This is a genomic window from Herbaspirillum sp. NPDC087042 (genome assembly GCF_044745245.1).
GTDB lineage: Bacteria > Pseudomonadota > Gammaproteobacteria > Burkholderiales > Burkholderiaceae_D > Herbaspirillum.
In genome coordinates this window covers 1-23,107 of record NZ_JBIUZW010000009.1, presented here as the reverse complement: position 1 = coordinate 23,107, position 23,107 = coordinate 1, and the positions used below count along the sequence as shown (strand labels likewise).

Here is a 23,107-nt window from a genome sequence, read left to right as displayed (position 1 = left end):
TAGCAAAGCGCCGAGCGGGCACAAAAAAGGGCCTTGTCTGATAGTGGAAGAGTAATTCTTGCGGTATAAGAATGCATCCCAACGGAACCCTCTTTTCCCATGAACAATCAACAAGCCGGGCTACCGGAACTGACACTGCGCGGCATGCTGCTGGGCGCGCTGATCACGGTGATCTTCACCGCCTCCAATGTCTACCTCGGGCTCAAGGTCGGCCTGACCTTCTCCTCGGCCATTCCGGCGGCCGTGATCTCGATGGCGGTGCTGCGCCTGTTCAGCAATGCCAATATCCTCGAAAACAACATGGTGCAGACCCAGGCCTCGGCGGCGGGAACCCTGTCATCGATCATCTTCATCCTGCCCGGCCTGGTGATGATGGGCCACTGGCAAGGTTTTCCCTTCCTGCAGACGCTGGGCATCTGCGCCGCCGGCGGCATGCTGGGCGTGATGTTTTCGATTCCCCTGCGGCGCGTGATGGTGGTGCAGAGTGCCTTGCCCTACCCGGAAGGGGTGGCGGCAGCCGAAATCCTGCGCGTGGGCAGCGCCGACGCCGATGGTGGCGAGGAAACCCGGCGCGGCCTGCGCGACATCCTCTTCGGTGGCGCGCTGGCGGCGGGTTTCAGCGTCATCGCCAGTGGCTTCAAGGTGTTTGCCGAGAGCATGAGCCTGTGGTTCTCGGCCGGCGCCTCGGTGCTGCGCCTGACCATGGGCTTTTCGCTGGCCCTGGTGGGGGCGGGTTACATGATCGGCATCGTCTCGGGCATCGCCATCCTGATCGGCCTGGTGATCGCCTGGGGCGTGGCCGTCCCTTACCTGACGGCCGTCACCCCCCATGCGGCCGACCTGGCGCTGTCAGATTTCGCCAACGGCCTGTGGAAAAGCCAGGTGCGCTTCATCGGCGCCGGCATGATCGGCGTGTCCGCGATCTGGACGCTGGCCACGCTTTTCAAGCCCATGGTCGACGGCGTCAAGGCCTCGCTGTCGACACTGGCCCGGCGCCAGCAGGGCAGGTCTGAACGCCCGGACCAGGATCTGTCGCCACGCTGGATCATCATCATCAGCCTGGCCATGATCGCCTTGCTAGCCGTGGTGTTCGCAGCCTTCCTGGCCGATGCGCCGGTGAGCCCGGCGCTATTCATCGGCCTGATCGTCTATGCGGTGGTGTTTGCCTTCGTGTTCGGCTTCCTGGTGGCCGCCGCCTGCGGTTACATGGCCGGCCTGATCGGCTCGTCCTCCAGCCCCATCTCGGGCATCGGCATCGTCGCCGTGATCCTGGTATCGCTGCTGTTGCTGGCCTCAGGCGCGGTCGACCCGCTGTTGGCCACGGCCGAAGGCGGCAAGCTGGCCATCGCCATCGCGCTGTTCGTGACTGCGGCCATCATCGCCGTGGCGGCCATCGCCAATGACAACCTGCAAGACCTCAAGACCGGCCAGTTGGTCGGTGCCACGCCGTGGCGCCAGCAGGTGGCCCTGCTGGTGGGCTGCGTGGTGGGGGCGCTGGTCATCCCGCCAGTGCTCAACCTGCTCTACAACGCCTATGGCTTCACCGGCGCGCTGCCGCGCGCGGGCATGGATGCCGCCCAGGCGCTGGCCGCGCCGCAGGCCACGCTGATGACGGCCATTGCCACCGGCATCTTCACGCGCGAGTTGAACTGGACCATGCTGGGCATCGGCGTGGTGCTGGGGCTGGTACTGATCGTGGTCGACTGGCTGCTGGCGCGACGCGGTGGCGCCGCACGCCTGCCGGTACTGGCCGTGGGCATCGGCATCTACCTGCCGCCGATGGTGAGTTCGGCCCTGTTCGTGGGTGCCCTGCTGGGCTGGCTGATCGAACGCGCCTTGCGCCGCCGTGCCCAGGCAGCGGGTATCGATGTCGAGGCCTACGCCGAGAAGCCACGCCAGCGCGGCATCCTGGTGGCCTCCGGGCTGATCGTCGGCGAAAGCCTGGTGGGTGTGCTGCTGGCCGCCATCATCGGCCTGACCGGCCGCGATGCGCCCCTGGCACTGGTGGCGGGCAGCTTCGAAGGCATCGGCCAATGGCTGGGCCTGGCGGCATTTGCCTGGATCCTGCTGGTGTTCGCGCGGCGGATCATGCCGGCACGTTAAGCACCGGCATGATCCGCCTCATTCCAGGTCCAGCGAGAATTGCCGGGGTGCGTCCCCGGCCAGTGCATCGGGCCGGACCAGGCCACTGGCCTTCACACCCAGCAGGCGGATGGCTTGGCTCAGGTCGACCCGCTTGAGGCAACCGCCGGCAGCAGTCCGGATCGAAGCGGCATCGGCGGCGGGTGTCTCCAGGGTGGTGTCCCGGGTGATGGTGGAGAAATCCCTGAAGCGCAGCTTGATGCCGATCTTGCGGCAGAGATAGCCCTTGCGCTCCAGGTCCGCCGCCAGCCGCTCGCACAGTTGCGTGAATATCCTGCCCAGTTCGGCCTTGTCGCGGGTGACGTGGAGATCGTTTTCGAAGGTGGTCTCGCGGCTCATGGAGACGGGTTCGCTTTCCGTGACCACAGCGCGCGTATCCCGGCCATGGGCCACCCGGTGCAGCCAGGCGCCGTAGCTGCGGCCGAAATGGCTGACCAGCCAGTGCTCCTCGCAGGCGGCCAGCTCGCCGATGGTCTGTATCTCCAGGGACTTGAGCTTCATGGCCGCCTTGGGCCCGATGCCATTGATGCGACTGGCCGGCATCGGCCAGATGCGCGCGGGCAGGTCTTCCATGGTGACGATGGTGAACCCGTCGGGTTTTTGCATATCCGAGCACAGCTTGGCCAGCAGCTTGTTGGGCGCGATACCGACCGAACAGGTGAGCCGGGTGGCCTCGAAGACGGCCGCCTTCAGCTGGCGCGCGATCTCTTCGGAACTGCCCTTCAGCGCCGAGACATCGGCATAGATCTCGTCGATGCCGACATCTTCGATGATGGGGCTGATCTCCCGCACGGCTTCCTTGAACTGCCGCGAATAGCGACGATACAGCTCGAAATTGACCGGCAGCAGCACCGCATCCGGCGCCAGCCTGGCCGCCTTCATGGCCGGCATGGCCGAATGCACGCCGAGGGCGCGGGCTTCATAGGTGGCGGTGGTCAACACGCCGCGACCCACATAGTCGCGCAGCCGCGAAAACTCCCGCGTGCCGTCGTCCTTCATCCGGGGCGCATGGCTCTGCCGCCCCGCGACCACCATGGGCTGGCCGCGCAGTTCGGGGTACTGGGACAGTTCGCAGGATGCGAAGAAGGCATCCATGTCGATATGCGCGATGCGACGGTCAGCGGACATGAGTGGGGACGGACGGGGCGTGAGTACAGACAAGGGGGGATTCTAGATAAAAATCGTCTTGCTGGTGACGGTTGTCTTGCAGTGCCCCGGCCGTTGCGCGGCCGCTATGAGGTAACCAGCCCCCGCCGACACTGGATCGCCTCGGCGACATGCCGTTTCTCCACCCGCGCGACGCCCTCCAGGTCGGTAATCGTGCGCGCTAGCTTGAGCACCCGGTGATAAGCGCGCGCCGACCAGTCCAGGCGGACCATGGCGGCTTGCAGCAATTGTTCGCCCGGCGCATCGGGCTGGCAATGCAAGTCGATTTCGCGACCGGCCAGCAGGCTGTTGGGCTTGCCCTGGCGGGCCAGTTGCCGGTCGAAGGCAGCGGCCACCCGGGCGGCGATGCTGGCGCTGGATTCGCCCGGGGCTTGCGTGGCCAGTTCGGCCGGCGTCAGGGCCGCGACCTGCAACTGCATGTCGATGCGATCGAGCAGGGGTCCGGAGAGGCGGTCCTGGTAACGTCGCACCTGTTCCGCCGTGCAGCGGCATTTGCCCGAAGAATGGCCATGCCAGCCACAGGTGCAGGGATTCATCGCCGCCACCAACTGGAAGCGCGCCGGAAACTCCGCCTGCCGTGCCGCCCGCGAAATGCTGATGCGGCCGGACTCCATCGGCTGGCGCAGCACGTCCAGCACGCTGCGCGGGTACTCCGCGATCTCGTCCAGGAAGAGCACGCCGTGATGAGCCAGCGAGATCTCGCCCGGACGCGGCGTGCCACCGCCCCCCACCAGCGCCACGGCCGAGGCCGTGTGGTGCGGGGCGCGGTAGGGCCGTTGCTTCCAGCGGGCCATGTCGAAACTGCCGCCCAGCGATTGCACGGCGGCCGATTCCAGGGCCTGCTCACCGGTCATCGGCGGCAGGATGCCGGGAAAGCGCATGGCCAGCATCGACTTGCCCGCGCCCGGTGGGCCCACGAGCAGGATGCTGTGGTTGCCGGCAGCCGCTACCTCCATGGCGCGGCGCGCCTGCAACTGGCCCTTGATATCGCTGAAGTCGGGATAGACCGGTGCGGCCAGGGCTTGCCGGGCGTGATGTCGTGGCAGCCGCTGGCTGTCGTCGCGGGCGGTGAAATGGGCGCAGACCTCCAGCAGCGAGCTGGCGGGCAGGATGGTGGCCTCGGCCACCAGGGCCGCCTCGTCGGCATTGGCCTGCGGCAAGATGAAGGCGCGTGGCGGTCGCTCGGCCGGGTCGGCCCGGTTGGTGCCGTGCATGGCGCAGGTCATGGCCAGCGCGCCGCGCACCGGTAGTAACTGTCCCGATAGCGAGAGCTCGCCGGCATATTCATAGTCATCCAGCCGGTCGGCGGGTAGTTGTCCGGAGGCCGCCAGGATGCCCAGGGCAATGGCGAGATCGAAACGGCCGGATTCCTTGGGCAGGTCTGCTGGCGCCAGGTTGACCGTGATGCGCCGGGCCGGCACCTCGAAGCGCGCATTCTGCAGCGCGGCCCGCACGCGGTCGCGGGCTTCCTTCACCTCGGCCTCGGGCAGCCCGACGATGGTAAACAAATATCCGATATATAAATATAAAAATACCCTTTTAAATCAATCACTTAAATCAAATAATTTCTTATAGAAAATATCGTGTATGCCAAACTTTAATCACCATCACAGCAATTTGGTGACTTTTATATCGAATCGAGTGTTGGAAAAGCAGGAGCGCTGGCTGACAGTGACTCTTACTTTCAGGCAAGGTATTCCTCGGCCGGACTGTACAGTCGAAAGGCTCAGCTACGGGGAGCTTGGTAGGACGGTTGGTCGGATACTCAAAGGCCTAAATACATTTGCTTATGGACGAGCCCATCGCCGTTACAACAAGCGCTTGTATGTTGTGCCCGTTATTGAGCAGGGTAAATCTGGAAGACTGCATGTCCATATGCTGCTGCAGGTGCCACCTCGGCTAAACAATGCCGCCGAGTTTTGTGTGCAGGTTAGGGAGCATTGGAAAAGCATGAGATGGGCACACAGCCAATGTCACATCGCCCCACTAAATACCAGCGATGAAGTTAGGAATTGGACCATTTACTGTTGATTTGCATTGAAAACTGACCCACTTTCCCAGGAAATTTGCATCCAAAGTTGACCCATGTTTAGACCACAATCCTGCTCATCACAGCGAGCGGGAGAACGGAGTGATAGACGTGGCCCTACTTGGAATTATTCGACGCTGGTACATCAGAGACCGCATCTCAATTCGGGAAATCGCCCGCAGGCTCGACATTTCCCGCAACACTGTTCGCCGCTACATCCGATCCGATGTCAGCGAACCCGCTTATCCAGCAAGGCGTTCGCCAAGCTCGCTCGATGAATTCACCGCCAGGCTCTCCGCCTGGCTCAGCGCAGAGGCGATCAAATCTCGGAAGCAAAGAAGGACCCTGAAACAGATGTTCCTGGACTTAAGAGAGCTGGGATATGAGGGGTCGTATGACCGGGTGGCTGCCTTCAGCAGGCAATGGAAGGTGGGTCAAATGGAGAGGGTCAAATCTGCGAGCAAATCAACACCAGAAACAGTCTGAGCGCGATATGGGATGAGTCTCGTGACAGTCGGTCTAGCGATTCCACGAGCAGAACTGAGCCACGTGCAATTTTCCCGCTTTTCAATGCGGTGACGAATTGACCCAGAGCCCCACTTTCCAGATTGGTTGATCTAAAAGCAGAAACCCCAATGTCTTTGTAGACCGACTGATCGACCAATTCCAATCCATGCAATTTGGCGTAGTTTTCTGACAGCTCTCGCTGGCGTTGCTCACTGTGCCCTTTTTGTTGGATTTCGGTAGACATCCGAATATATGAGTACGCTTTGACGGACGAGGTCATTTCTAATATAATCTAAGTGTTTGATTTTAAAAGTAAAATTATAATTTAAATCGGATAAACATTGGTGAAGGAGGGCAATCCATTGGCCAGATGCACCTCCACCGTCACCGGTGGGGCGGCCATGCCGGCCAGGGCGCGGCTGCGCAAGACCGCCAGGCTCATCGCAATGAGCCCGGCAGCTTGTCAGAAGGGAAAAAACGCGGGGGAGGAAGTAGAAAGAGAGTCGTCGCCAGGATCATGGATTCTGTTTTTGCTGAGCTTCAAGCTCGGCAACACGCGCTTCCAGCGCTTCCAGGCGGGCGCGGGTCTTGGCCAGTACCTGGGCCTGGACGTCGAATTCTTCGCGCGTGACCAGGTCCAGCTTGGCAAAACCCTGACTCAGCATGGCCTTGACGTTCTTTTCGATGTCCTTGGCCGGTGAGTTCTCGATCGCCTTGTTGATCTTGGATTGCAGGTCTTCAAAAAACGGGGGCTTGTCCATGTCGGATCTCCTTGGCAGATAGCTGGATCGCAAGTTTAGCGGTTTCCCGCCCATCCTCAAAACAGGATGTCCTCTTCAGACCGGAATTTTGCGAGTCCGTGCCGCGGACTACGGGTTTTCCTGCGGGAAATGCGCCGACTTGGTGATCCCGACCGTCTTTGTCCCCGGCGCACCAAAATGTGTTTGCCGTGTTTGACGCAAGTTTGTCAAAAAGCAAATATTGTTGCACCAATGGCGTGCATTTCCGGGTTTGCTGCACTATTTTGAACTGGAGTGCGAAAAAATTCGACACGGATCCCGGCTTTATGCCGAAAACACAAGCCTCCTATGCCTAATAGACATGGCACGGCTCCTGCTAAGTGGTAAAGGCAAAACAAAAAACGACTTTATTGTTTAAACACAAACCAGAGGGAAGTCATGAAGAAACTGATTCTTGCAACAGCCATCGCCGCATCCTTCGTTTCTACCGTGGCACGTGCAGAAGACGCCAAGCCGGACAATGAATTGACCTTCAACGCCGCCGTCGTGAGCGACTATCGCTACCGCGGCCTGACCCAGAGCCGCTTCGACCCGGCCCTGCAGGGCGGTGCCGACTACACCAATAACCCCACCGGCCTGTATGCAGGTACCTGGCTGAGCACCATCAAGTGGATCAAGGATGCCGGTACCCTGACCGGTACCGATACCAAGGGCCCGGTCGAGTGGGATATCTATGGCGGCAAGCGCGGTGACATCGGCGGCGGCTTCACCTATGACGTGGGTGGCCTGTACTACTACTACCCGGGCAACACCCTGGCCAACAGCGGCGTGAAGAATGCCAATACCTTCGAACTGTACGGCCAGGTCGGCTACGGTCCGGGTTACTTCAAGTATTCGCAGTCGCTGACCAACCTGTTCGGCGCGGTCAACAGCAAGTACAGCCAGTATTTTGACCTGGGTGCCAACATCGACACCTTCTACGGCATGGTCCTGGGCCTGCACGTGGGTCACCAGAGCGTGCGCGGCAACCCCAGCGCGGTCAGCTATACCGACTGGAAGATCGGCCTGTCCAAGACCTTCGACGACCTGGCCGGCATCACCCTGGGCCTGGCCTATGTCGGTACCGACCTCAAGGACGGTGTGTCCACCACGCCGGCTTCGGACGGTTCCAAGAACGTCGGCAAGAACGGCGTTGTCTTCTCCCTCAGCAAAACTTTCTAATACGAGGTTCGTATGAAACTGATCACAGCGATCATCAAACCGTTCAAGCTGGACGAGGTGCGTGAAGCCCTCTCCGCGATCGGGGTGCAAGGCATCACCGTGACCGAAGTCAAGGGCTTCGGTCGTCAAAAAGGCCATACCGAGCTCTATCGTGGCGCCGAGTATGTGGTCGATTTCCTGCCCAAGACCAAGATCGAGGCAGCCGTGGACGACGCCATCGTCGAACGTGCCCTGGAAGCCATCGAGACCGCTGCCCGTACCGGCAAGATCGGTGACGGCAAGATCTTCGTCCAGGACCTGCTGGATGTGATCCGTATCCGTACCGGCGAAACCGGCAAAGACGCTCTGTAAAAAAAGGGGAATTCTAATGAGCATGAAGAAAATGTTTTCCGGCGCGCTCGCCATTGGCGCGCTGCTCTTGGCGGTAGGTTTTACCGCACCGGCCCAGGCGCAGGACGCGCCCAAGCCTGAAGCTGCAGCCGCTACCGCCGCAGCCCCCGCTGCTGCTGCTCCGGCCGCTGCTGCACCCAAGGCTGACGCGGCTGCTCCGGCCGCTGCTGCTGCCGCCGCTCCGGCTGCTGCCGCTGCTGCACCGGCACCGGTGCCCAACAAGGGCGACACCGCCTGGATGCTGATCTCCACCGCCTTCGTCATCCTGATGACCCTGCCCGGCCTGGGCCTGTTCTATGGTGGCCTGGTGCGCAGCAAGAACATGCTGTCGGTGCTGATGCAGTGCTTCGTCATCTTCTCGCTGATCTACATCCTGTGGTTCGTCTACGGCTACAGCATCGCGTTCACCGAGGGCAATGCGTTCTTCGGCGGCTTCGATCGCCTGTTCCTGCACGGTCTCACGGGTGATTCCAATACCGGCACCTTCAGCAAGGGCGTGGTCATTCCGGAACTGTCCTTCGTGGCCTTCCAGGGTGCGTTCGCTGCCATCACCGTGGCGCTGATCATCGGTTCCTTCGCCGAGCGCGTGAAGTTCTCCGCCGTGATCCTGTTCTCGATCCTGTGGTTCACCTTCTCCTACCTGCCGATGGCCCACATGGTCTGGTTCTGGCCGGGTCCGGATGCCTTCACCGACGCTGCCGCTGCCGACAAGGCGACCGCTGTCTCGGGCTGGCTGTTCCAGAAGGGCGCGCTGGACTTCGCTGGCGGTACCGTGGTGCACATCAACGCCGCTATCGCTGGCCTGGTGGGTTCCTATGTGATCGGCAAGCGTATCGGTTTCGGCAAGGAAGCCTTCAAGCCCCATAGCCTGACCCTGACCATGGTCGGTGCCTCGCTGCTGTGGTTCGGCTGGTTCGGTTTCAACGCCGGTTCGGCTCTGGAAGCCAACGGCAGCGCCGCCCTGGCCTTCGTCAACACCATCCTGGCCACCGCTGCAGCCGTGCTGTCGTGGAGCTTCGGTGAGTGGATCGGCAAGGGCAAGCCCTCCATGCTGGGTGCCGCCTCTGGCGCGGTTGCCGGCCTGGTGGCCATCACCCCGGCTGCTGGTTTCGTGGGTGTGATCGGCGCGGTTGTGATGGGTCTGATCGCTGGTCTGCTGTGCCTGTGGGGCGTGAGCGGTCTGAAGAAGATCCTGGGTTCGGACGACGCGCTGGACGTCTTCGGCGTGCACGGTGTGGGCGGCATCCTGGGTGCCATCCTGACCGGCGTGTTCGCAGCCCCCAGCCTGGGCGGCACTGGTATCTACGACTACGTCACCAATGCCGTGGCACCGGATTACTCCATCGGCGGCCAGGTCTGGATCCAGTTCCAGGGCGTGCTGACCACCGTGATCGTGTCGGGTGTGGTGTCCTTCATCGCCTACAAGATCGTGGACGTGGTCATCGGCCTGCGTGTGACCGAAGAGGAAGAGCGCGAAGGCCTGGATATCTCCAGCCACGGCGAATCCGCGTACCACTAAGCATCAAGCATCAAGACTGTACCGAGTCTGCAATATTCCTTCGGGGCTGGAAACGGCCTCTTTCTAAGGCGCCTTCGGGCGCCTTTTTTCATTGTCTCAGCCGGTGTTCGCGATGCTGGCGTTGGCTGATGGACGCGCCAGCAGGGCCAGTACGGCTGCGGCGAGGGCACACCCCGAGATCTGCAGAACGCCTGCTGCGCTCCAGCCCATGCTCACCTTCAGCATACCCAGCAGGTAGCCCGAGAAGGCGGCGGGGATATAGAGACTGGCGACAAAGAGGCCCGAAGCCTGGGCGGCACAACGTCGCCGCACCGCCTTGATGATCCCGGCAGACAGGTTGGCATAGGCTACCCCGCTGATGCCCGCACCGAACAGGAAGGACAGCAGTGCGTGCAGGGCCAGCGACTCATGCACGCCGGCAAACAGCAATGCTCCCAGCGCCGCCGCCACTGTCAGGGAGAGCGCCAGGAGCTTGCGGGCATCGTAGCGGTCCCCCAGCCAGCCGCCGACCAGGGAGAGCAGCGCGCCCAAGCCGTACATGCTGATGGCGAACGCTGCCTCCCCGGGGGCAAAACCGAGTGCTTCCCGCAAATAGGTCGGATACAGGCCGAGGTAGCCGTAGATGGACAGGCCCGCAAAGACCGTGGCCAGTGCCAGCGTCAGCGGCGAGCGCGCCAGAATGTTGTCAGGGAGGTGGGCGTCGGCAAGGGCTTGTTGTTCGTCCGTGTCCGCTTGTGCCTCGGTCAGGCCGGATTTGACGAACAGCAGGATCAGCACCATCGCCAATACGCCCGAATAGCCGAACGCAAGAAAGGGGACTTGCCAACCCATGCTGCCGAGCAAGGCTGCACCCAGGTTGGGGCCGATGATGGCACCTATGCCAAAGGTGAAGTTGAGCGAACTGGCAGCCAGGGTCTGGTGGCGAAAGAAATAGGTGGTCGCAATGGCCAGCAGGGCGGTCAACTGCATGGCTTCGCCCAGGCCAGAGATGAAGCGATAGGCCAGTAGTTCCGGCAGGTTGCGTGCGTAGGCCGTCAGGCAGGTCGCTACCGAAAAGACCAGGATGCCGATCAGCACCACATTCTTGCGACTGATCCTGCCCAATAGGTAGCCGGCTGGCAGGCCGGCCAGTCCCATGCCCAGGGTAAAGACCGTCGAGGCCAGGCCGGTCTGTGGCACGGTCAGATCCAGTGCCTTGCGGACATCGCTGGCCAGGACCGAGAAAAGCTGCCGGTCCATGGCATTGATGACGTAGGAGAACAGCAAGATGCAAAACATGGCCAGGGCGGCCCGTTGGTTTTTCATGGCTTCCTCATTCGGGTGAGAAGTTGTTGCCGGCCTGCTGGAACAGTTGCTCCATGGCCGCGCGCGAAAATCCGTTGGCCAGGGCCAGTCGCAGCAGCAGGCAGGATTTGACCGCGTTGACAGATCCGGCGGGGATGACGCCGCGCCGGATCAGATCCGTTTCCGAGCCAACGAAGCCGTAGGTGGCCCGCAAGACGGGGCCGGCAGCGACGCGCGTGCAGAGGACGACGGGCATGCGGGCGGTGAGGGCATCGATCTCCCGGGCAACCGGGGCGGGCGCATGGCCGGCGCCCATGGCCTCGATCACCGCGCCGCGAAATCCCAGCGTTGGCAAGCTGCGCAGCAGACGGCCGTCGTCGCCGAGGGCCAGCTTGACCAGGGCGACGGGATATTCCTCTCCCCGTTCTGCGATGGCCACGTGTACACCGCGCCGCAGTTGCGCATTGCAGAGGAAGCGTCCTTCGATCACCCAGCCCAGCGGTCCGAGGTTGGGCGACTGGAAGGCGCTGGCCAGGGTGCTATGGGACTTTTGCACAAAGCGCGCCGCATGTACCTCGTCATTGAGCACCACCAGGCAACCCAGGTTGCGGGCGGCGTCGGCGCTGGCCACGATGGTCGCCGCCAGCAGGTTGCCCGGACCGTCGGCGCCCGCTGCCCTCGGGCCGCGCATGGCACCGGTGACCACTACCGGCTTGGCCGATGGGACCAGCAGATCCAGCACAAATGCGCTCTCCTCGATGGTGTCAGTGCCCTGTACCACGATGGCGCCGGCAAACTCCTGCTCCAGCCGTGCATTGAGCAGTGCCGCCATCTCGCACAGCTGTGTCAGCGTCAGGGAGGCGCCGGGCAGATTGGCAAAGGCATGGAGGGTGAGATCAACCCTGTCGGCGAGTCCGGGTACCGTGTCAGCCAGTTGTTGTGGACTTAGTGCTGGCGTGATGCCACCTCCTGCGCGGGAGGTCATGCTGATGGTGCCGCCGGTGGCAAGCACGAAGAGCGATTTCCTCATGGCCGGGATCCTGTCGCGTTGGCCTGGGCATTGTAGATATCGAGGATCTCGGCGCCCGTGCAGAAATGGACCTTGTCATACCGGGAGATGTAGCGATAGAGTGCATCGAGATAGCCGATGCGATGGGGGACGCCGGTCAGGTAAGGATGGATGGAAATGGCCATCACCCTTGGTTGCTGCGCCCCCTCCCGATAGAGGCAGTCGAACTGGTCGCGCCCGCGGCGCAGGATCTCGTCCGAACGATGTAGCTGGATCGCTGACATCACCACGTCATTGAGTTCGACCGTATAGGGAACCGACACCATCTCACCGTGACGGGTGCGCAGGGCGACGGGCTGGTCGTCCAGCACCCAGTCCGCGACATATTCGATACCGGCCTGCGCCAGCAGGTCCAGGGTCTCGTCGGTTTCGGTCAGGCCCGGGCTTTCCCAGCCGCGCGGGGCATGGCCCGTGAAGGCCTTGATGGCCTCGATCGTCTTGTGGATATCGCCAGCCTGGTCCTGGAGTCGGTGCATGGGTTGCTGCACCAGGCCATGCCCCATGAATTCCCAGCCGGCCTTGAGAGCCGCCTCACAGGCGGCCGGATAGCGCTCGCAGGTGCTGCCGTTGAGCGCCAGCGTAGCCTTGATGCCATGTTGCTGCAATACTTCCAGCATGCGCCAGTAGCCCACGCGCATGCCGTATTCGTGCCAGCACCAATTGGGTACATCCGGTAACAGGGGCTGTCCCATGGGTGGCGGCAGGACGGTTCTTGGCATGGCCGCCTGTGGTAGCCAGTGTTCGATGTTGACGATGGTCCATACGGCCACGCGGGCATCGCCCGGCAAGACGAAACGGGGACGGTGGGTGATGGGTTCATAGGGGATCCTGTCATGCAGGCTCAGTAGGGGTTCTGTCTTGCCGCTCATCGACGTTCCTTTTCTGGTGGTTGGAAAACGGGCTGGAAGCAGCCCTTTGTACGAAGTGATCTGGTCGACGATAGGTAGATAGAATTTCGCGGTCAACGCAGCGACCGACGAGTTTTGCCATGTGAAACTTTTGCGACGTGGGGAGGCGGGATGAGCAGTAATGAGAGGGATGGACATGGCGCACAGACGCAGGCCATCGTGCGTGCGGCAGCAGCATTGAAGCTGGCAGCAGTCCATCCCGGGCAGGGCATCGGAGTCACCGAACTGGCACGTGCACTGGATGTTTCCAAGCCGACGGCGCATCGCATCCTGCGCTCGCTGTCGCATGAGAAGTTGCTGGAGCAGCGTCCCGGTAGCCGACGTTATCAACCGGGGGCCTTGTTGTTCGAACTGGGGCTGGCGGCGTGTGCCCAGTTCAATCTGGGGCAGAGTTGCCTGCCGATCCTGGAGCAGCTGGCCTCGGAGAGCGGCGATACCAGTTTTCTGTTCGTTCGCAGTGGCAATGACGCCATCTGCGTTCAGCGTGCCATTGGCCACGCCGCCCGTCAGACCCCCGTGTTGCCCGTCGGTAGTCGTCAGCCGCTGGGCGTGAGCGCCGGAGGATTGGCATTATTGGCCTTCCTGCCAGCGGACGAACAGGATGAAGTGCTGGAAAAGATCGCGGAGCGCATCGAGGCGTATGGCGAGCTCAAGGCCGCCGCCGTGCGTCGCTTCATTCATCAGGCTCGCGAACACGGCTATGCCTGGATCCATAACCATGCAGTGCCAGGTACGGGTGCCATTGGCCTGCCCATCATGGACAGTCGAGGCAACATCATTGCGGCCCTGACAGTGGCCTGTACCTGGACGCGCATGGATCCGGCCCATATCGGCGAAATATTGCCGATGTTGCAACATGCCGTTCGGCAGACAGGCAGTTTGTTGCGGCAATGATGAACAACGGCGTCAATTTGCCGAGCGGAAATGTCAATTCCCGACTATTTGAGTCGGACTCTTTAAAACCACAGGATGATCACCATCTGAACTTCCCGAGATACGGCCCGGCAGCGGCCGTGAACGGGTTGGCAATGGGCTGAAATGGCAACAGTGGCGCCTACTGCGTCGCAACACGATTTCAGGAATCCGCTAAAATCGACATCCGCTGCCGGCATTCACATCGTTAAGGTCTTTTATGGTTCCGCATCTTGTCACCGCTCTCAATGGTCCCCTGCTGGAGCTGGAGAAGAAAATCCTGGGAGCCACGCCGGCCATCGAACGTTGGTTCCGCATGGAGTGGCAGGAGCACACGCCGCCCTTCTATTGCTCGGTCGACCTGCGTAACGCCGGCTTCAAGCTGGCCCCGGTCGATACCAACCTGTTCCCCGGCGGCTTCAACAACCTTTCTCCCGAGATGCTGCCGCTGGCCGTGCAGGCCGCCATGGCCGCCATCGAGAAGTATTGTCCGGACGCACGCAACCTGCTGCTGATCCCGGAAAACCACACCGGCAATACCTTCTACCTGCAGAACATCGGCCGCCTGATGCAGATCTTCCGCCAGACCGGGCTCAATGTGCGCCTGGGGACGCTGGCGCCGGGCGTGACCAAATCGCAACAGATCGAGTTGCCCGACGGCACCAGCATTACCCTGGAGCCGCTGGAGCGTTCGGCCAATGGTCGTCGCCTGGGTTTGAAGAACTTCGACCCCTGTACGGTGCTGCTCAACAACGACCTGTCTATCGGCGTGCCCTCGGTGCTGGAAGGCCTGCACGAACAGAGCGTGCTGCCGCCGCTGCATGCCGGCTGGGCGCTGCGCCGCAAGAGCAATCACTTCGCGGCCTATGATGAGGTGGTGAAGAAGTTTTCCAAGATGGTCGAAGTCGATCCCTGGATGCTCAATCCCATGTTCGCCAAGGTCAGCGATATCGATTTCCAGGAGAGCACCGGCACCGATGCGCTGGCCGACAGCGTGTCCTCGCTGCTGTCCAAGATTCGCAAGAAATACAAGGAATACGGCATCAAGGAACAACCCTTCGTGTTCATCAAGGCCAATGCCGGCACCTATGGCATGGGCATCATGACGGTCAAGGACGCCAGCCAGATCAAGGACCTGACGCGCAAGCAGCGCACCGGCATGGTGGCCGGCAAGGAAGGGCTGGAAGTCTCGGAGGTGATCGTGCAGGAGGGCGTGCATTCCTTCGAGCGCATCAACGAGGCCGTGGCCGAGCCGGTGGTCTACATGATCGACCGCTATGTGGTCGGCGGCTTCTACCGGGTCCATGCCGATCGCGACGTCAACGAGAACCTCAACGCCCCCGGTGCGCATTTCGTGCCCCTGGCCTTTGCCCAGCAGCATGCGCTACCCGACATGATGGCCAAGCCCGGTACGGCTGCCCCCAACCGCTTCTATATGTATGGCGTGGTGGCGCGCCTGGCCCTGCTGGCGGCCTCGCTGGAGATGGAAAAGACCGATCCGAATCCGGAAGTGTATTAAACATTCAGCAATCAATGACATTCCCGCCCCGTGTTGACGGGGCTCAACAGGACAACAGGACGCCAGTTTCATGAAAATCGCTTTCCTTGCCGATCCTCTGGATACGTTCAAGACGTACAAGGATTCCACCTTCGCCATGATGCGCGAGGCGGCCCGTCGCGGCCACGCCATCTATGCCTTCGAGCAGGCCGACCTGGTGCTGGAGAGCGGGCTGGTCACCGCCAATGCCTTCAAGGTGACGCTCACCGGTGATAGCGAGGACTGGTATCGCGCCGACAAGCCGGCTTCCAGCTTCCTCTCCGAGTTCGACGCGGTGATCGTGCGCAAGGATCCGCCCTTCGACATGGAGTACATCTACAGCACCTACCTGCTGGAGCTGGCCGAGAAGCAGGGTGCGCGCGTGTTCAACAAGCCGGCGGCGATTCGCAGCCACAACGAGAAGCTGGCCATTGCCCAGTTCCCGCAGTACACCGCGCCCACCCTGGTCACGCGTGACGAGAAGCGTCTGCGCGCCTTCCACGCCGAGCACCAGGACGTGATTCTGAAGCCACTGGATGGCATGGGCGGCATGGGTATCTTCCGGGTCAAGGCCGATGGCATGAACCTGGGCTCCATCATCGAGACCCTGACCGACAATGGTCAACGCACGATCATGGCGCAACGTTTCATTCCGGAGATCAGTGCCGGTGACAAGCGTATCCTGCTCATCGGCGGCAAGGTCGTGCCCAATGTGCTGGCGCGCATTCCGCAAGGCAACGAGGTGCGTGGCAACCTGGCCGCCGGCGGCCTGGGGACAGCCCAGCCGGCCTCGGCGCGGGATATCGAAATCGGAGAGGCCCTGGGGCCGATCCTGTATGAACGTGGTCTGTTGCTGGTAGGATTGGATTGCATCGGAAGCTATCTGACGGAGGTCAACGTGACCAGCCCGACCTGCTTCCAGGAAATCACCCAGCAGACCGGATTTGATGTGGCGGCGATGTTCATCGACGCGCTGGAAACGGCAGCAGGAACGGTTGGCTAATGGGATCAACAGAGCATGACGGGCTGCTCGGGGAAAAGCGCGTCGCAACAGATGGCAACAATTTCATGGTTGGTATTCTTCTCTTGACGCACGCCCCCCTGGGGCAAGCTTTCCTGGCCGCGGCCACCCACGTTTTCCGGGGGCGGCCCGAACGGGTGGAGGCGATCGACGTGATCGCCGACCAGAATCCGGCGGAAGTGCAAAAACTGGCGATCGAGGCTGTCGAGCGTCTCGACGATGGCAGCGGCGTACTGGTCATCACCGATGTCATGGGCGGCACGCCCTCCAACTGCACCGGTTTCCTGTGCGGACTGGGCAATGTCTCGGTGATTGCCGGCATCAGCCTGCCCATGTTGCTGCGCGCCCTGACCTATCGCAACGATACCCTCGACGTGGTGGTTGAAATGGCGCTGGCGGGCGGCCAGAATGGTGCAGTGCGCATCGACAACCGCATCCGTGTGGCGGCGTCGGCCTGAGCCAAAGAAGTCGTGGTACCCGGTTGGCAAGATAAAAACGAAAGCTGAAAAATGATTCAAAAAGAACTAGAGATCGTCAACAAGCTCGGCCTGCATGCGCGCGCTTCCGCCAAATTCACGCAGCTCGCCGGCAAGTTCAAGAGCGAAGTCTGGATGACCTTCAACAAGCGCCGCGTCAACGCCAAGTCCATCATGGGCGTGATGATGCTGGCCGCCGGCAAGGGCAGTGTCATCACCCTGGAAACCAATGGCGGGGACGAGCAGGAGTGCTTCACCGCGCTGGAAGCGCTGATTGCCGACAAGTTCGGCGAAGGTCAGTAAGCACGGTCCTGAACCCCCATTCCTACCGCGCCCGCGGTATTGCGTCGCATCATCGCGGCGTGGCTGGAATGCTTCTTGCGATGTGAGGATGACCACGCGCGCCGCGCGTGGCATGAATCAACGTTCACCCTGACTGCCTGTCAGCCTTTCTCTGCCGTGCATTTGCCCGTCGCGATTGCCAAACCGCTATTTGTTCGGTAACTTGCTTGAGGCTACCGCGACCGGAAATACGGCGGAATATAAAAACAGGCAGGAGATACGCGATGGCTTCTTTCAGCTTACATGGAATCGCGGTGTCGCAAGGCATCGCCATCGGACGTGCGCACTTGATGGCGCCGGCCGCACTGGACGTCAAACACTACCTGATTGCAGCGGCACAGGTCGAGGCCGAGATCGAGCGCTTGAAGAGCGCCGTCAAGGCCGTGCACCAGGAGTTGCACACCATCCGCTCGGAGTTGCCCAAGGAGGCGCCGCCCGAGCTGGGCGCCTTCATCGATGTGCATTCGTTGATCCTGTCGGATCCGATGCTCTCGGAGGTGCCGCTCAACATCATCCGCAACCGCTACTACAACGCCGAATGGGCGCTGGTCACGCAGATCGAGGAATTGTCGGCGCAGTTCGACGAGATCGAGGATCCCTACCTGCGTGAACGCAAGGCCGACATCCAGCAGGTCGGCGAACGCATCCTCAAGATCCTGACCGGCACGGCCAGCCACCTGCCGCCCACCGGCGGGGCTGCCGCCAACATCATCGTGGTGGCGCATGACATCTCGCCGGCCGACATGCTGCAGTTCCGCGAGAGCTCTTTCGCCGGCTTCGTCACCGACCTGGGCGGGCCCAATTCGCATACCGCCATCGTCGCCCGCAGCCTCGACATCCCGGCTGCCGTGGGCATGCACAATGCATCGGTGCTGGTGAAGCACGACGATGTCCTCATCATCGATGGCGATGCCGGCGTGGTCATCGTCGATCCTTCGCCGCTGGTGCTGGCGCAATATCGCGCGCGCCAGGAGCGCATGCTGCGCGAGCGCAAGAAGCTGTCGCGCCTGAAGAAGACCCCGTCCATCACCCAGGATGGCGAGCCCATCACGCTACTGGCCAACATCGAGTTGCCCGGGGATGCCACCACCGCCTGGGAAGCCGGCGCCATGGGCATCGGCCTGTTCCGTTCCGAGTTCCTGTTCATGGGACGTGCCGGGCATCTGGACAAACTGCCTTCCGAGGATGAGCAGTTCGAGTCCTACAAGCAGGCTGTCATCGCCATGAAGGGCCGGCCGGTGACCATCCGCACGCTCGACGTGGGCGCCGACAAGCCACTGGATGCCGATGAGGAGACCGCCCTGAACCCGGCCCTGGGTTTGCGCGCGATCCGCTACTGCCTGTCCGAGCCGCAGATGTTCCTGACGCAGCTGCGCGCGATCCTGCGTGCGTCGGCCTTCGGCCCGATCAAGCTGCTGGTACCGATGATGGCGCACGCCTTCGAGATCGACCAGACTCTGGCCATGATCGACCAGGCCAAGCAGCAGCTGCGTGATCGCAAGCAGAAGTTCGACGAATCCATCCCGGTGGGGGCGATGATCGAGATCCCGGCGGCGGCGCTGGCTTTGCCCTTGTTCATCAAGCGGCTCGACTTCCTCTCCATCGGCACCAATGACCTGATCCAGTACACGCTGGCCATCGACCGCGTCGATCACGAGGTGGCGCATCTCTACGACCCGCTGCATCCGGCCGTGCTGTTCCTGCTCTCGACCGTGATCGCCCAGGGGCGCAAGGCCGGGATCCCGGTTTCGGTCTGCGGCGAGATGGCCGGTGACCTCAAGTGGACCCGTCTGTTGCTGGGCATGGGCTTGCTGGAGTTCTCCATGCATCCTTCGCAGATCCTGTCGGTGAAGAACGAGGTTCTCAACAGCGACCTGCGCCTGCTGGAGCCGCAGGTCAAGAAGGTGCTGCGCGCCAGCGAGCCGGCGGCCATCCGCACGGCCATGGCGCAGTTGCAGGCGCTGGCGGCCGAGCCCGAGGTGCGCGATACCAAGGTGGCGCGGCGCCGTTGAGGCTGACGGGCGCGCCGGGCAGGGCCGTTTGACGGGCCTGCCCGACTTGGGTATTCTTATGTCACTGCGCCGATTTGAACGGTTTGACCAACTTCAGCTTGCGGGCGCCGGGATACTGATCCCATCTAAATGCGGCTAAAGCGAGCTTGGATCAGCAGTATTCCCCCCAAGACCAGCCCAGCCCCATCGATGAGTGAGCCCGCAAGCGTTGCTTCCGGGCTTTTTTGTTGCCTGTCGCATCCTGGTTGACCGCCTCCCGGCGAAGCGACCGCCCGTGCCTGCCCTATTGGCCGCAAGGGCGCCCTGTCACTTACGCAGAACAATCATGTCGATCGGAATCGTATCGCCCCAGGTCATGCATTTCGCCGAGCCGCTCCCCCTGCAGGGAGGCGCCTCGCTGGCGGACTATTCGCTGACCTATGAAACCTACGGCACGCTCAATGCCGACAAATCCAATGCGGTGCTGGTCTGTCACGCGCTCAATGCCTCCCACCACGTGGCCGGCACCTATGCCGACAACCCGGACAACGTCGGCTGGTGGGACAACATGGTCGGCCCCGGCAAGTCGCTGGATACCGACCGCTTCTTCGTCATCGGCGTCAACAACCTCGGTTCCTGTTTCGGCTCGACCGGGCCGATGCATCCCAATCCGGCCACCGGCAAGCCCTATGGCGCCGATTTCCCGGTGGTCACGGTGGAGGACTGGGTCAATGCCCAGGCACGCCTGGCCGATCGCCTGGGCATCCAGTGTTTCGCCGCGGTCATGGGTGGCTCGCTGGGCGGCATGCAGGCCCTGGCCTGGAGCCTGATGTACCCGGACCGCCTGCGCCACTGCCTGGTGATCGCCTCCACCCCCAAGCTGTCGGCCCAGAACATCGCCTTCAACGACGTGGCGCGCCAGGCCATCCTGACCGACCCGCAATACCACGGCGGCGACTTCTACGCGCATGGCGTGGTGCCCAAGAACGGCCTGCGCGTGGCGCGCATGGTGGGGCATATCACCTATCTCTCCGACGACGACATGGCCGAGAAATTCGGTCGTGACCTGCGCTCCGGTAGCTACCAGTTCGGTTATGGCGTGGACTTCGAGATCGAATCCTATCTGCGCTACCAGGGCGACAAGTTCTCGACCTACTTCGACGCCAATACCTATCTGCTGATCACCAAGGCGCTGGACTATTTCGATCCGGCCCGCGAATTCGGCGGCGACCTGGCGCGCGCATTCGGCCGCATCCAGGCCAAGTTCCTGCTGGTGTCCTTCACCACCGACTGGCGCTTCTCGCCGGAACGCAGCCGCGAGATGGTGCAGGCGCTAGTGGCCAACAAGCGGCGCGTGAGCTACGCCGAGATCGACGCGCCGCACGGGCATGATGCTTTCCTGCTCGATGATGCGCGCTACATGAAGGTGGTGCGCGAATACTACGCCAGCATCTGGACAGAACTGCAGCAGGAGGGCCGCGCATGACTTTCGAACAATTGAGCGCATTGCGCCCCGACCTGGCCTTCATCGCCCACTGGGTGGGCGAACAGTCGCAGGTGCTGGACCTGGGCTGCGGCGATGGTGTGATGCTGGACTACCTGCAAAGCGACAAGGGCTGCAGCGGCTATGGCGTGGAGATCGACGATGAGCAGATCCCCAAGTGCGTGGCGCGCAACGTGTCGGTGATCCAGCAGGACTTGAATGGTGGCCTGGCCATGTTCGAGGACAATGCCTTCGATACCGTGCTGTGCCTGTCGGCGCTGCAGATGGTCAAGGATGTGGAAGGCACGCTGCGCGAGATCGCCCGGGTGGGGCGCGAGGTGATGGTGTCGTTCCCCAATTTTGCCTACTGGCCGCACCGTGTGGCGCTCCTGCGCGGGCGCATGCCGGTGTCCAGGAGCCTGCCGTACCAATGGTATGATACGCCCAACCTGCGCTGCGCCACGATCAGGGATTTCGCGGCGCTGGCCAACCAGGTCGGCCTGGAAGTGCTGGAGTGCGTGGCGCTGAAGGATGGCAAGCCGGTGCGCTACCTGCCCAACTGGCGCGGCAGCCTGGCAGTGTTCAGGTTGCGCAAGAAGTAAGGCGGCTTCCCGCCACCGCAAACGCCGGTCCGACCGCGGCATCGTCCGTCGGCCACCGGCGTTTTTCTTTTGTTTCTGATCTCTCTGATTCGGCCTGCCCATGACCGCACCCGCCGCTTCCTGGCACCAATACCTGAATCGGCGCATGCTGATCTGCCTCTTCCTCGGCTTCAGTTCGGGGCTCCCGCTATTCATCCTGTTGAGCCTGTTGCAGGCCTGGCTGGCCAAGTCGGGCCTGAATGTGAAGACCCTGGGCCTGTTCGCGCTGCTGATGTTCCCCTACACGTGGAAGTTCGTCTGGTCGCCGTTGATGGACCGTTTCCACTTTGGCCGCATGGGCCGCCGGCGCGGCTGGATGGTCTGCACCCAGTTGCTGCTGCTGCTGGGCATCGGCGCCATGGGCATGCTCGATCCGCTGACCCAGGTCAGCACGATTGCCTTCATGGCCTCGGTGGTGGCCTTCCTCTCGGCCAGCCAGGACATCGCCATCGACGCCTATCGTCGCGAGATCCTCCCCGAGGCCGAACTGGGCCTGGGCAGCGCCATCCACGTCAATGCCTACAAGCTCTCCGGCATGGTGCCGGGCGCCTTGTCGCTGGTGTTGGCCGATCGCATGCCCTGGGCCACGGTGTTCTGGGTGACGGCAGCCTTCATGCTGCCGGGCCTGCTGTGCTCGCTGCTGGTGCGCGAGCCCAAGGTCTATGGCGCGCCGCCCAAGAGCCTCGGTGACGCCGTGGTGCTGCCGTTTCGCGAATTCATCGCCCGCGGCGGCTGGCGCAATGCCATGTGGGTACTGGGCTTCATCTTCCTCTACAAGCTGGGCGACAGCATGGCCACCGCCCTGGCGACCAAGTTCTATATCGACCTGGGCTTCTCGATGACCGAGATCGGCGTGGTCTCCAAGACCACCAGTCTCTGGGCCAGCGTGGCCGGTGGCATCCTGGGCGGGATCTGGATGGTGCGGCTGGGCATCAATCGCGGCCTGTGGGTGTTCGGCGTACTGCAGGCCGTGCCCATCCTGGGCTTTGCCTGGCTGGCCCATGTCGGCGCCGACCTGCCCACCCTGGCCGCGGTGATCGGCCTGGAAGCCTTTGGCGTGGGCCTGGGGACGACCGCCTTCGTGGCCTACATCATGCGCGAGACCGATCCGCGCTATACGGCCACGCAGTTTGCACTGTTCACCAGTTTGATGGCTGTTCCGCGCACATTCGTCAATTCTTCGGTCGGTTTTATCGTCGCCGAGACCGGTTGGTTAAATTTTTTTCTAATTTGTTTCGTTCTGGCCTTGCCTGGAATGCTGATGTTGCCTAGAATTGCGGCCTGGAACGAAAAGCCGGTTGAGTCGCAGACACAAAAAGCCTGAAGATTCGAAAAAACGTCGCGCATCGTTCCTTTGAGCAACAAATCTTGAGTCGCTAAAATATTTTGCCCTAATGCGAAAATTTAGTTGACAGACAAAAGATGTTCCTCTATAGTTTTGAGTTCCCTGAACGGAGAGGTGGCCGAGTGGTTAATGGCAGCAGACTGTAAATCTGCCCTCTTACGAGTACGCTGGTTCGAATCCAGCCCTCTCCACCATAAAGCCGGGAAGTCAAAGCAGTCTGCAGTAAATACGCGATCGAAAGACGCGGCGGTTGTGAAGTGAAAGTCGTCTCCTCGCGGGTGTAGCTCAATGGTAGAGCTGAAGCCTTCCAAGCTTAAGACGAGGGTTCGATTCCAAACACCCGCACAAAGTTTTGGTCAGTTTGAATGTTAGGTAGTTGTGCA

The 23,107-nt window shown here is 61.9% G+C and carries 21 protein-coding genes, 1 tRNA gene and 1 pseudogene; 15 read left to right on the top strand and 8 right to left on the bottom strand.

Annotated elements, in window-relative coordinates; translation table 11 throughout:
• The first annotated feature begins 99 nt into the window (after positions 1-99).
• Complete coding sequence (locus ACIPHN_RS13535) at positions 100-2,103, top strand: OPT family oligopeptide transporter (protein ID WP_400436932.1); 2,004 nt, start codon at positions 100-102, stop codon at positions 2,101-2,103.
• Between the two features lie 18 nt (positions 2,104-2,121).
• On the opposite strand, the gene dinB is transcribed toward ACIPHN_RS13535, so the two are convergent.
• Positions 2,122-3,270: a DNA polymerase IV gene (gene dinB / locus ACIPHN_RS13530; protein WP_400436930.1), complete on the bottom strand. Its 1,149-nt coding sequence runs from the start codon at positions 3,268-3,270 to the stop codon at positions 2,122-2,124.
• A gap of 104 nt (positions 3,271-3,374) precedes the next feature.
• Complete coding sequence (locus ACIPHN_RS13525; protein WP_400436928.1) at positions 3,375-4,817, bottom strand: YifB family Mg chelatase-like AAA ATPase; 1,443 nt, start codon at positions 4,815-4,817, stop codon at positions 3,375-3,377.
• A 632-nt stretch (positions 4,818-5,449) separates the two neighbouring features.
• Here ACIPHN_RS13525 and ACIPHN_RS13520 point away from each other — a divergent pair.
• Entirely contained in the window at positions 5,450-5,824 is a 375-nt protein-coding gene (locus ACIPHN_RS13520) for a winged helix-turn-helix transcriptional regulator (protein WP_400436926.1), read from the top strand.
• Here ACIPHN_RS13520 and ACIPHN_RS13515 read toward each other — a convergent pair.
• The 3 genes and pseudogenes from ACIPHN_RS13515 to ACIPHN_RS13505 form a co-directional block, all read right to left on the bottom strand.
• Positions 5,787-6,125, bottom strand: coding sequence for a recombinase family protein (locus ACIPHN_RS13515; protein WP_400436924.1), 339 nt, complete (start codon positions 6,123-6,125; stop codon positions 5,787-5,789). The two genes, ACIPHN_RS13520 and ACIPHN_RS13515, sit on opposite strands and share 38 nt — an antisense overlap.
• A 57-nt stretch (positions 6,126-6,182) precedes the next feature.
• A pseudogene (locus tag ACIPHN_RS13510) lies at positions 6,183-6,287 on the bottom strand (magnesium chelatase); the annotation flags it as partial.
• A gap of 73 nt (positions 6,288-6,360) precedes the next feature.
• Complete coding sequence (locus ACIPHN_RS13505) at positions 6,361-6,606, bottom strand: accessory factor UbiK family protein (protein WP_121037228.1); 246 nt, start codon at positions 6,604-6,606, stop codon at positions 6,361-6,363.
• A 417-nt stretch (positions 6,607-7,023) separates the two neighbouring features.
• On the opposite strand from ACIPHN_RS13505, the gene ACIPHN_RS13500 reads away from it, so the two are divergent.
• The 3 genes from ACIPHN_RS13500 to ACIPHN_RS13490 are packed head-to-tail and all read left to right on the top strand — an operon-like array spanning position 7,024 to position 9,715.
• A complete protein-coding gene (locus tag ACIPHN_RS13500; RefSeq protein WP_400436922.1) occupies positions 7,024-7,806 on the top strand; it encodes a TorF family putative porin in 783 nt (260 codons plus the stop codon).
• A 12-nt stretch (positions 7,807-7,818) separates the two neighbouring features.
• Entirely contained in the window at positions 7,819-8,157 is a 339-nt protein-coding gene (locus tag ACIPHN_RS13495) for a P-II family nitrogen regulator (RefSeq protein WP_006713297.1), read from the top strand.
• Between the two features lie 16 nt (positions 8,158-8,173).
• Positions 8,174-9,715: an ammonium transporter gene (locus ACIPHN_RS13490; protein WP_400436920.1), complete on the top strand. Its 1,542-nt coding sequence runs from the start codon at positions 8,174-8,176 to the stop codon at positions 9,713-9,715.
• 96 nt (positions 9,716-9,811) lie between these two features.
• Here ACIPHN_RS13490 and ACIPHN_RS13485 read toward each other — a convergent pair whose 3' ends face one another.
• The 3 genes from ACIPHN_RS13485 to ACIPHN_RS13475 are packed head-to-tail and all read right to left on the bottom strand — an operon-like array spanning position 9,812 to position 12,937.
• Positions 9,812-11,020 (bottom strand): MFS transporter, encoded by a 1,209-nt coding sequence (locus tag ACIPHN_RS13485; protein ID WP_400436919.1) that lies wholly within the window; start codon positions 11,018-11,020, stop codon positions 9,812-9,814.
• 7 nt (positions 11,021-11,027) lie between these two features.
• Complete coding sequence (locus ACIPHN_RS13480) at positions 11,028-12,029, bottom strand: asparaginase (RefSeq protein WP_400436917.1); 1,002 nt, start codon at positions 12,027-12,029, stop codon at positions 11,028-11,030.
• Entirely contained in the window at positions 12,026-12,937 is a 912-nt protein-coding gene (locus ACIPHN_RS13475; RefSeq protein WP_400436916.1) for a polysaccharide deacetylase family protein, read from the bottom strand. The genes ACIPHN_RS13480 and ACIPHN_RS13475 overlap by 4 nt, the downstream gene beginning before the upstream one ends.
• 150 nt (positions 12,938-13,087) lie before the next feature.
• Between ACIPHN_RS13475 and ACIPHN_RS13470 the strand changes: the two genes are divergently transcribed.
• The 10 genes from ACIPHN_RS13470 (at position 13,088) to ACIPHN_RS13425 (ending at position 22,918) form a co-directional block, all read left to right on the top strand.
• Complete coding sequence (locus ACIPHN_RS13470) at positions 13,088-13,870, top strand: IclR family transcriptional regulator (protein ID WP_400437211.1); 783 nt, start codon at positions 13,088-13,090, stop codon at positions 13,868-13,870.
• Positions 13,871-14,108: 238 nt separating this feature from the next.
• On the top strand, positions 14,109-15,407 hold the full coding sequence (gene gshA / locus ACIPHN_RS13465) for a glutamate--cysteine ligase (protein ID WP_400436914.1): 1,299 nt from the start codon (positions 14,109-14,111) through the stop codon (positions 15,405-15,407).
• 70 nt (positions 15,408-15,477) lie between these two features.
• Positions 15,478-16,428, top strand: a complete 951-nt coding sequence (gene gshB / locus ACIPHN_RS13460; RefSeq protein ID WP_400436912.1) for a glutathione synthase — start codon at positions 15,478-15,480, stop codon at positions 16,426-16,428.
• A 65-nt stretch (positions 16,429-16,493) separates the two neighbouring features.
• On the top strand, positions 16,494-16,904 hold the full coding sequence (locus tag ACIPHN_RS13455) for a PTS fructose transporter subunit IIA (RefSeq protein ID WP_198984625.1): 411 nt from the start codon (positions 16,494-16,496) through the stop codon (positions 16,902-16,904).
• 51 nt (positions 16,905-16,955) lie between these two features.
• The gene (locus tag ACIPHN_RS13450) at positions 16,956-17,225 is read left to right on the top strand and encodes an HPr family phosphocarrier protein (RefSeq protein WP_400436910.1); all 270 of its coding nucleotides are present in this window, start codon (positions 16,956-16,958) and stop codon (positions 17,223-17,225) included.
• A gap of 263 nt (positions 17,226-17,488) precedes the next feature.
• Positions 17,489-19,276 (top strand): phosphoenolpyruvate--protein phosphotransferase, encoded by a 1,788-nt coding sequence (gene ptsP, locus ACIPHN_RS13445; RefSeq protein ID WP_400436908.1) that lies wholly within the window; start codon positions 17,489-17,491, stop codon positions 19,274-19,276.
• 325 nt (positions 19,277-19,601) lie between these two features.
• Positions 19,602-20,741, top strand: coding sequence for a homoserine O-acetyltransferase (locus ACIPHN_RS13440; RefSeq protein ID WP_400436907.1), 1,140 nt, complete (start codon positions 19,602-19,604; stop codon positions 20,739-20,741).
• On the top strand, positions 20,738-21,340 hold the full coding sequence (gene metW, locus ACIPHN_RS13435; protein WP_400436906.1) for a methionine biosynthesis protein MetW: 603 nt from the start codon (positions 20,738-20,740) through the stop codon (positions 21,338-21,340). The genes ACIPHN_RS13440 and metW overlap by 4 nt, the downstream gene beginning before the upstream one ends.
• A 100-nt stretch (positions 21,341-21,440) precedes the next feature.
• Positions 21,441-22,703, top strand: coding sequence for an AmpG family muropeptide MFS transporter (locus ACIPHN_RS13430; protein ID WP_400436904.1), 1,263 nt, complete (start codon positions 21,441-21,443; stop codon positions 22,701-22,703).
• Positions 22,704-22,832: 129 nt separating this feature from the next.
• Positions 22,833-22,918: transfer RNA gene (locus ACIPHN_RS13425), tRNA-Tyr, on the top strand.
• Positions 22,919-23,107: the final 189 nt, after the last annotated feature.

Excerpts from the sequence above, each read along its gene's own strand:
- ACIPHN_RS13535 (WP_400436932.1), top strand. The coding sequence starts at position 100 with ATGAACAATCAACAAGCCGGGCTACCGGAACTGACACTGCGCGGCATG.
- dinB (WP_400436930.1), bottom strand. The coding sequence starts at position 3,270 with ATGTCCGCTGACCGTCGCATCGCGCATATCGACATGGATGCCTTCTTC.
- ACIPHN_RS13515 (WP_400436924.1), bottom strand. The coding sequence starts at position 6,125 with ATGACCTCGTCCGTCAAAGCGTACTCATATATTCGGATGTCTACCGAA.
- ACIPHN_RS13505 (WP_121037228.1), bottom strand. The coding sequence starts at position 6,606 with ATGGACAAGCCCCCGTTTTTTGAAGACCTGCAATCCAAGATCAACAAG.
- ACIPHN_RS13500 (WP_400436922.1), top strand. The coding sequence starts at position 7,024 with ATGAAGAAACTGATTCTTGCAACAGCCATCGCCGCATCCTTCGTTTCT.
- ACIPHN_RS13495 (WP_006713297.1), top strand. The coding sequence starts at position 7,819 with ATGAAACTGATCACAGCGATCATCAAACCGTTCAAGCTGGACGAGGTG.
- ACIPHN_RS13490 (WP_400436920.1), top strand. The coding sequence starts at position 8,174 with ATGAGCATGAAGAAAATGTTTTCCGGCGCGCTCGCCATTGGCGCGCTG.
- ACIPHN_RS13485 (WP_400436919.1), bottom strand. The coding sequence starts at position 11,020 with ATGAAAAACCAACGGGCCGCCCTGGCCATGTTTTGCATCTTGCTGTTC.
- ACIPHN_RS13480 (WP_400436917.1), bottom strand. The coding sequence starts at position 12,029 with ATGAGGAAATCGCTCTTCGTGCTTGCCACCGGCGGCACCATCAGCATG.
- ACIPHN_RS13475 (WP_400436916.1), bottom strand. The coding sequence starts at position 12,937 with ATGAGCGGCAAGACAGAACCCCTACTGAGCCTGCATGACAGGATCCCC.
- ACIPHN_RS13470 (WP_400437211.1), top strand. The coding sequence starts at position 13,088 with ATGAGCAGTAATGAGAGGGATGGACATGGCGCACAGACGCAGGCCATC.
- gshA (WP_400436914.1), top strand. The coding sequence starts at position 14,109 with ATGGTTCCGCATCTTGTCACCGCTCTCAATGGTCCCCTGCTGGAGCTG.
- gshB (WP_400436912.1), top strand. The coding sequence starts at position 15,478 with ATGAAAATCGCTTTCCTTGCCGATCCTCTGGATACGTTCAAGACGTAC.
- ACIPHN_RS13455 (WP_198984625.1), top strand. The coding sequence starts at position 16,494 with ATGGTTGGTATTCTTCTCTTGACGCACGCCCCCCTGGGGCAAGCTTTC.
- ACIPHN_RS13450 (WP_400436910.1), top strand. The coding sequence starts at position 16,956 with ATGATTCAAAAAGAACTAGAGATCGTCAACAAGCTCGGCCTGCATGCG.
- ptsP (WP_400436908.1), top strand. The coding sequence starts at position 17,489 with ATGGCTTCTTTCAGCTTACATGGAATCGCGGTGTCGCAAGGCATCGCC.
- ACIPHN_RS13440 (WP_400436907.1), top strand. The coding sequence starts at position 19,602 with ATGTCGATCGGAATCGTATCGCCCCAGGTCATGCATTTCGCCGAGCCG.
- metW (WP_400436906.1), top strand. The coding sequence starts at position 20,738 with ATGACTTTCGAACAATTGAGCGCATTGCGCCCCGACCTGGCCTTCATC.
- ACIPHN_RS13430 (WP_400436904.1), top strand. The coding sequence starts at position 21,441 with ATGACCGCACCCGCCGCTTCCTGGCACCAATACCTGAATCGGCGCATG.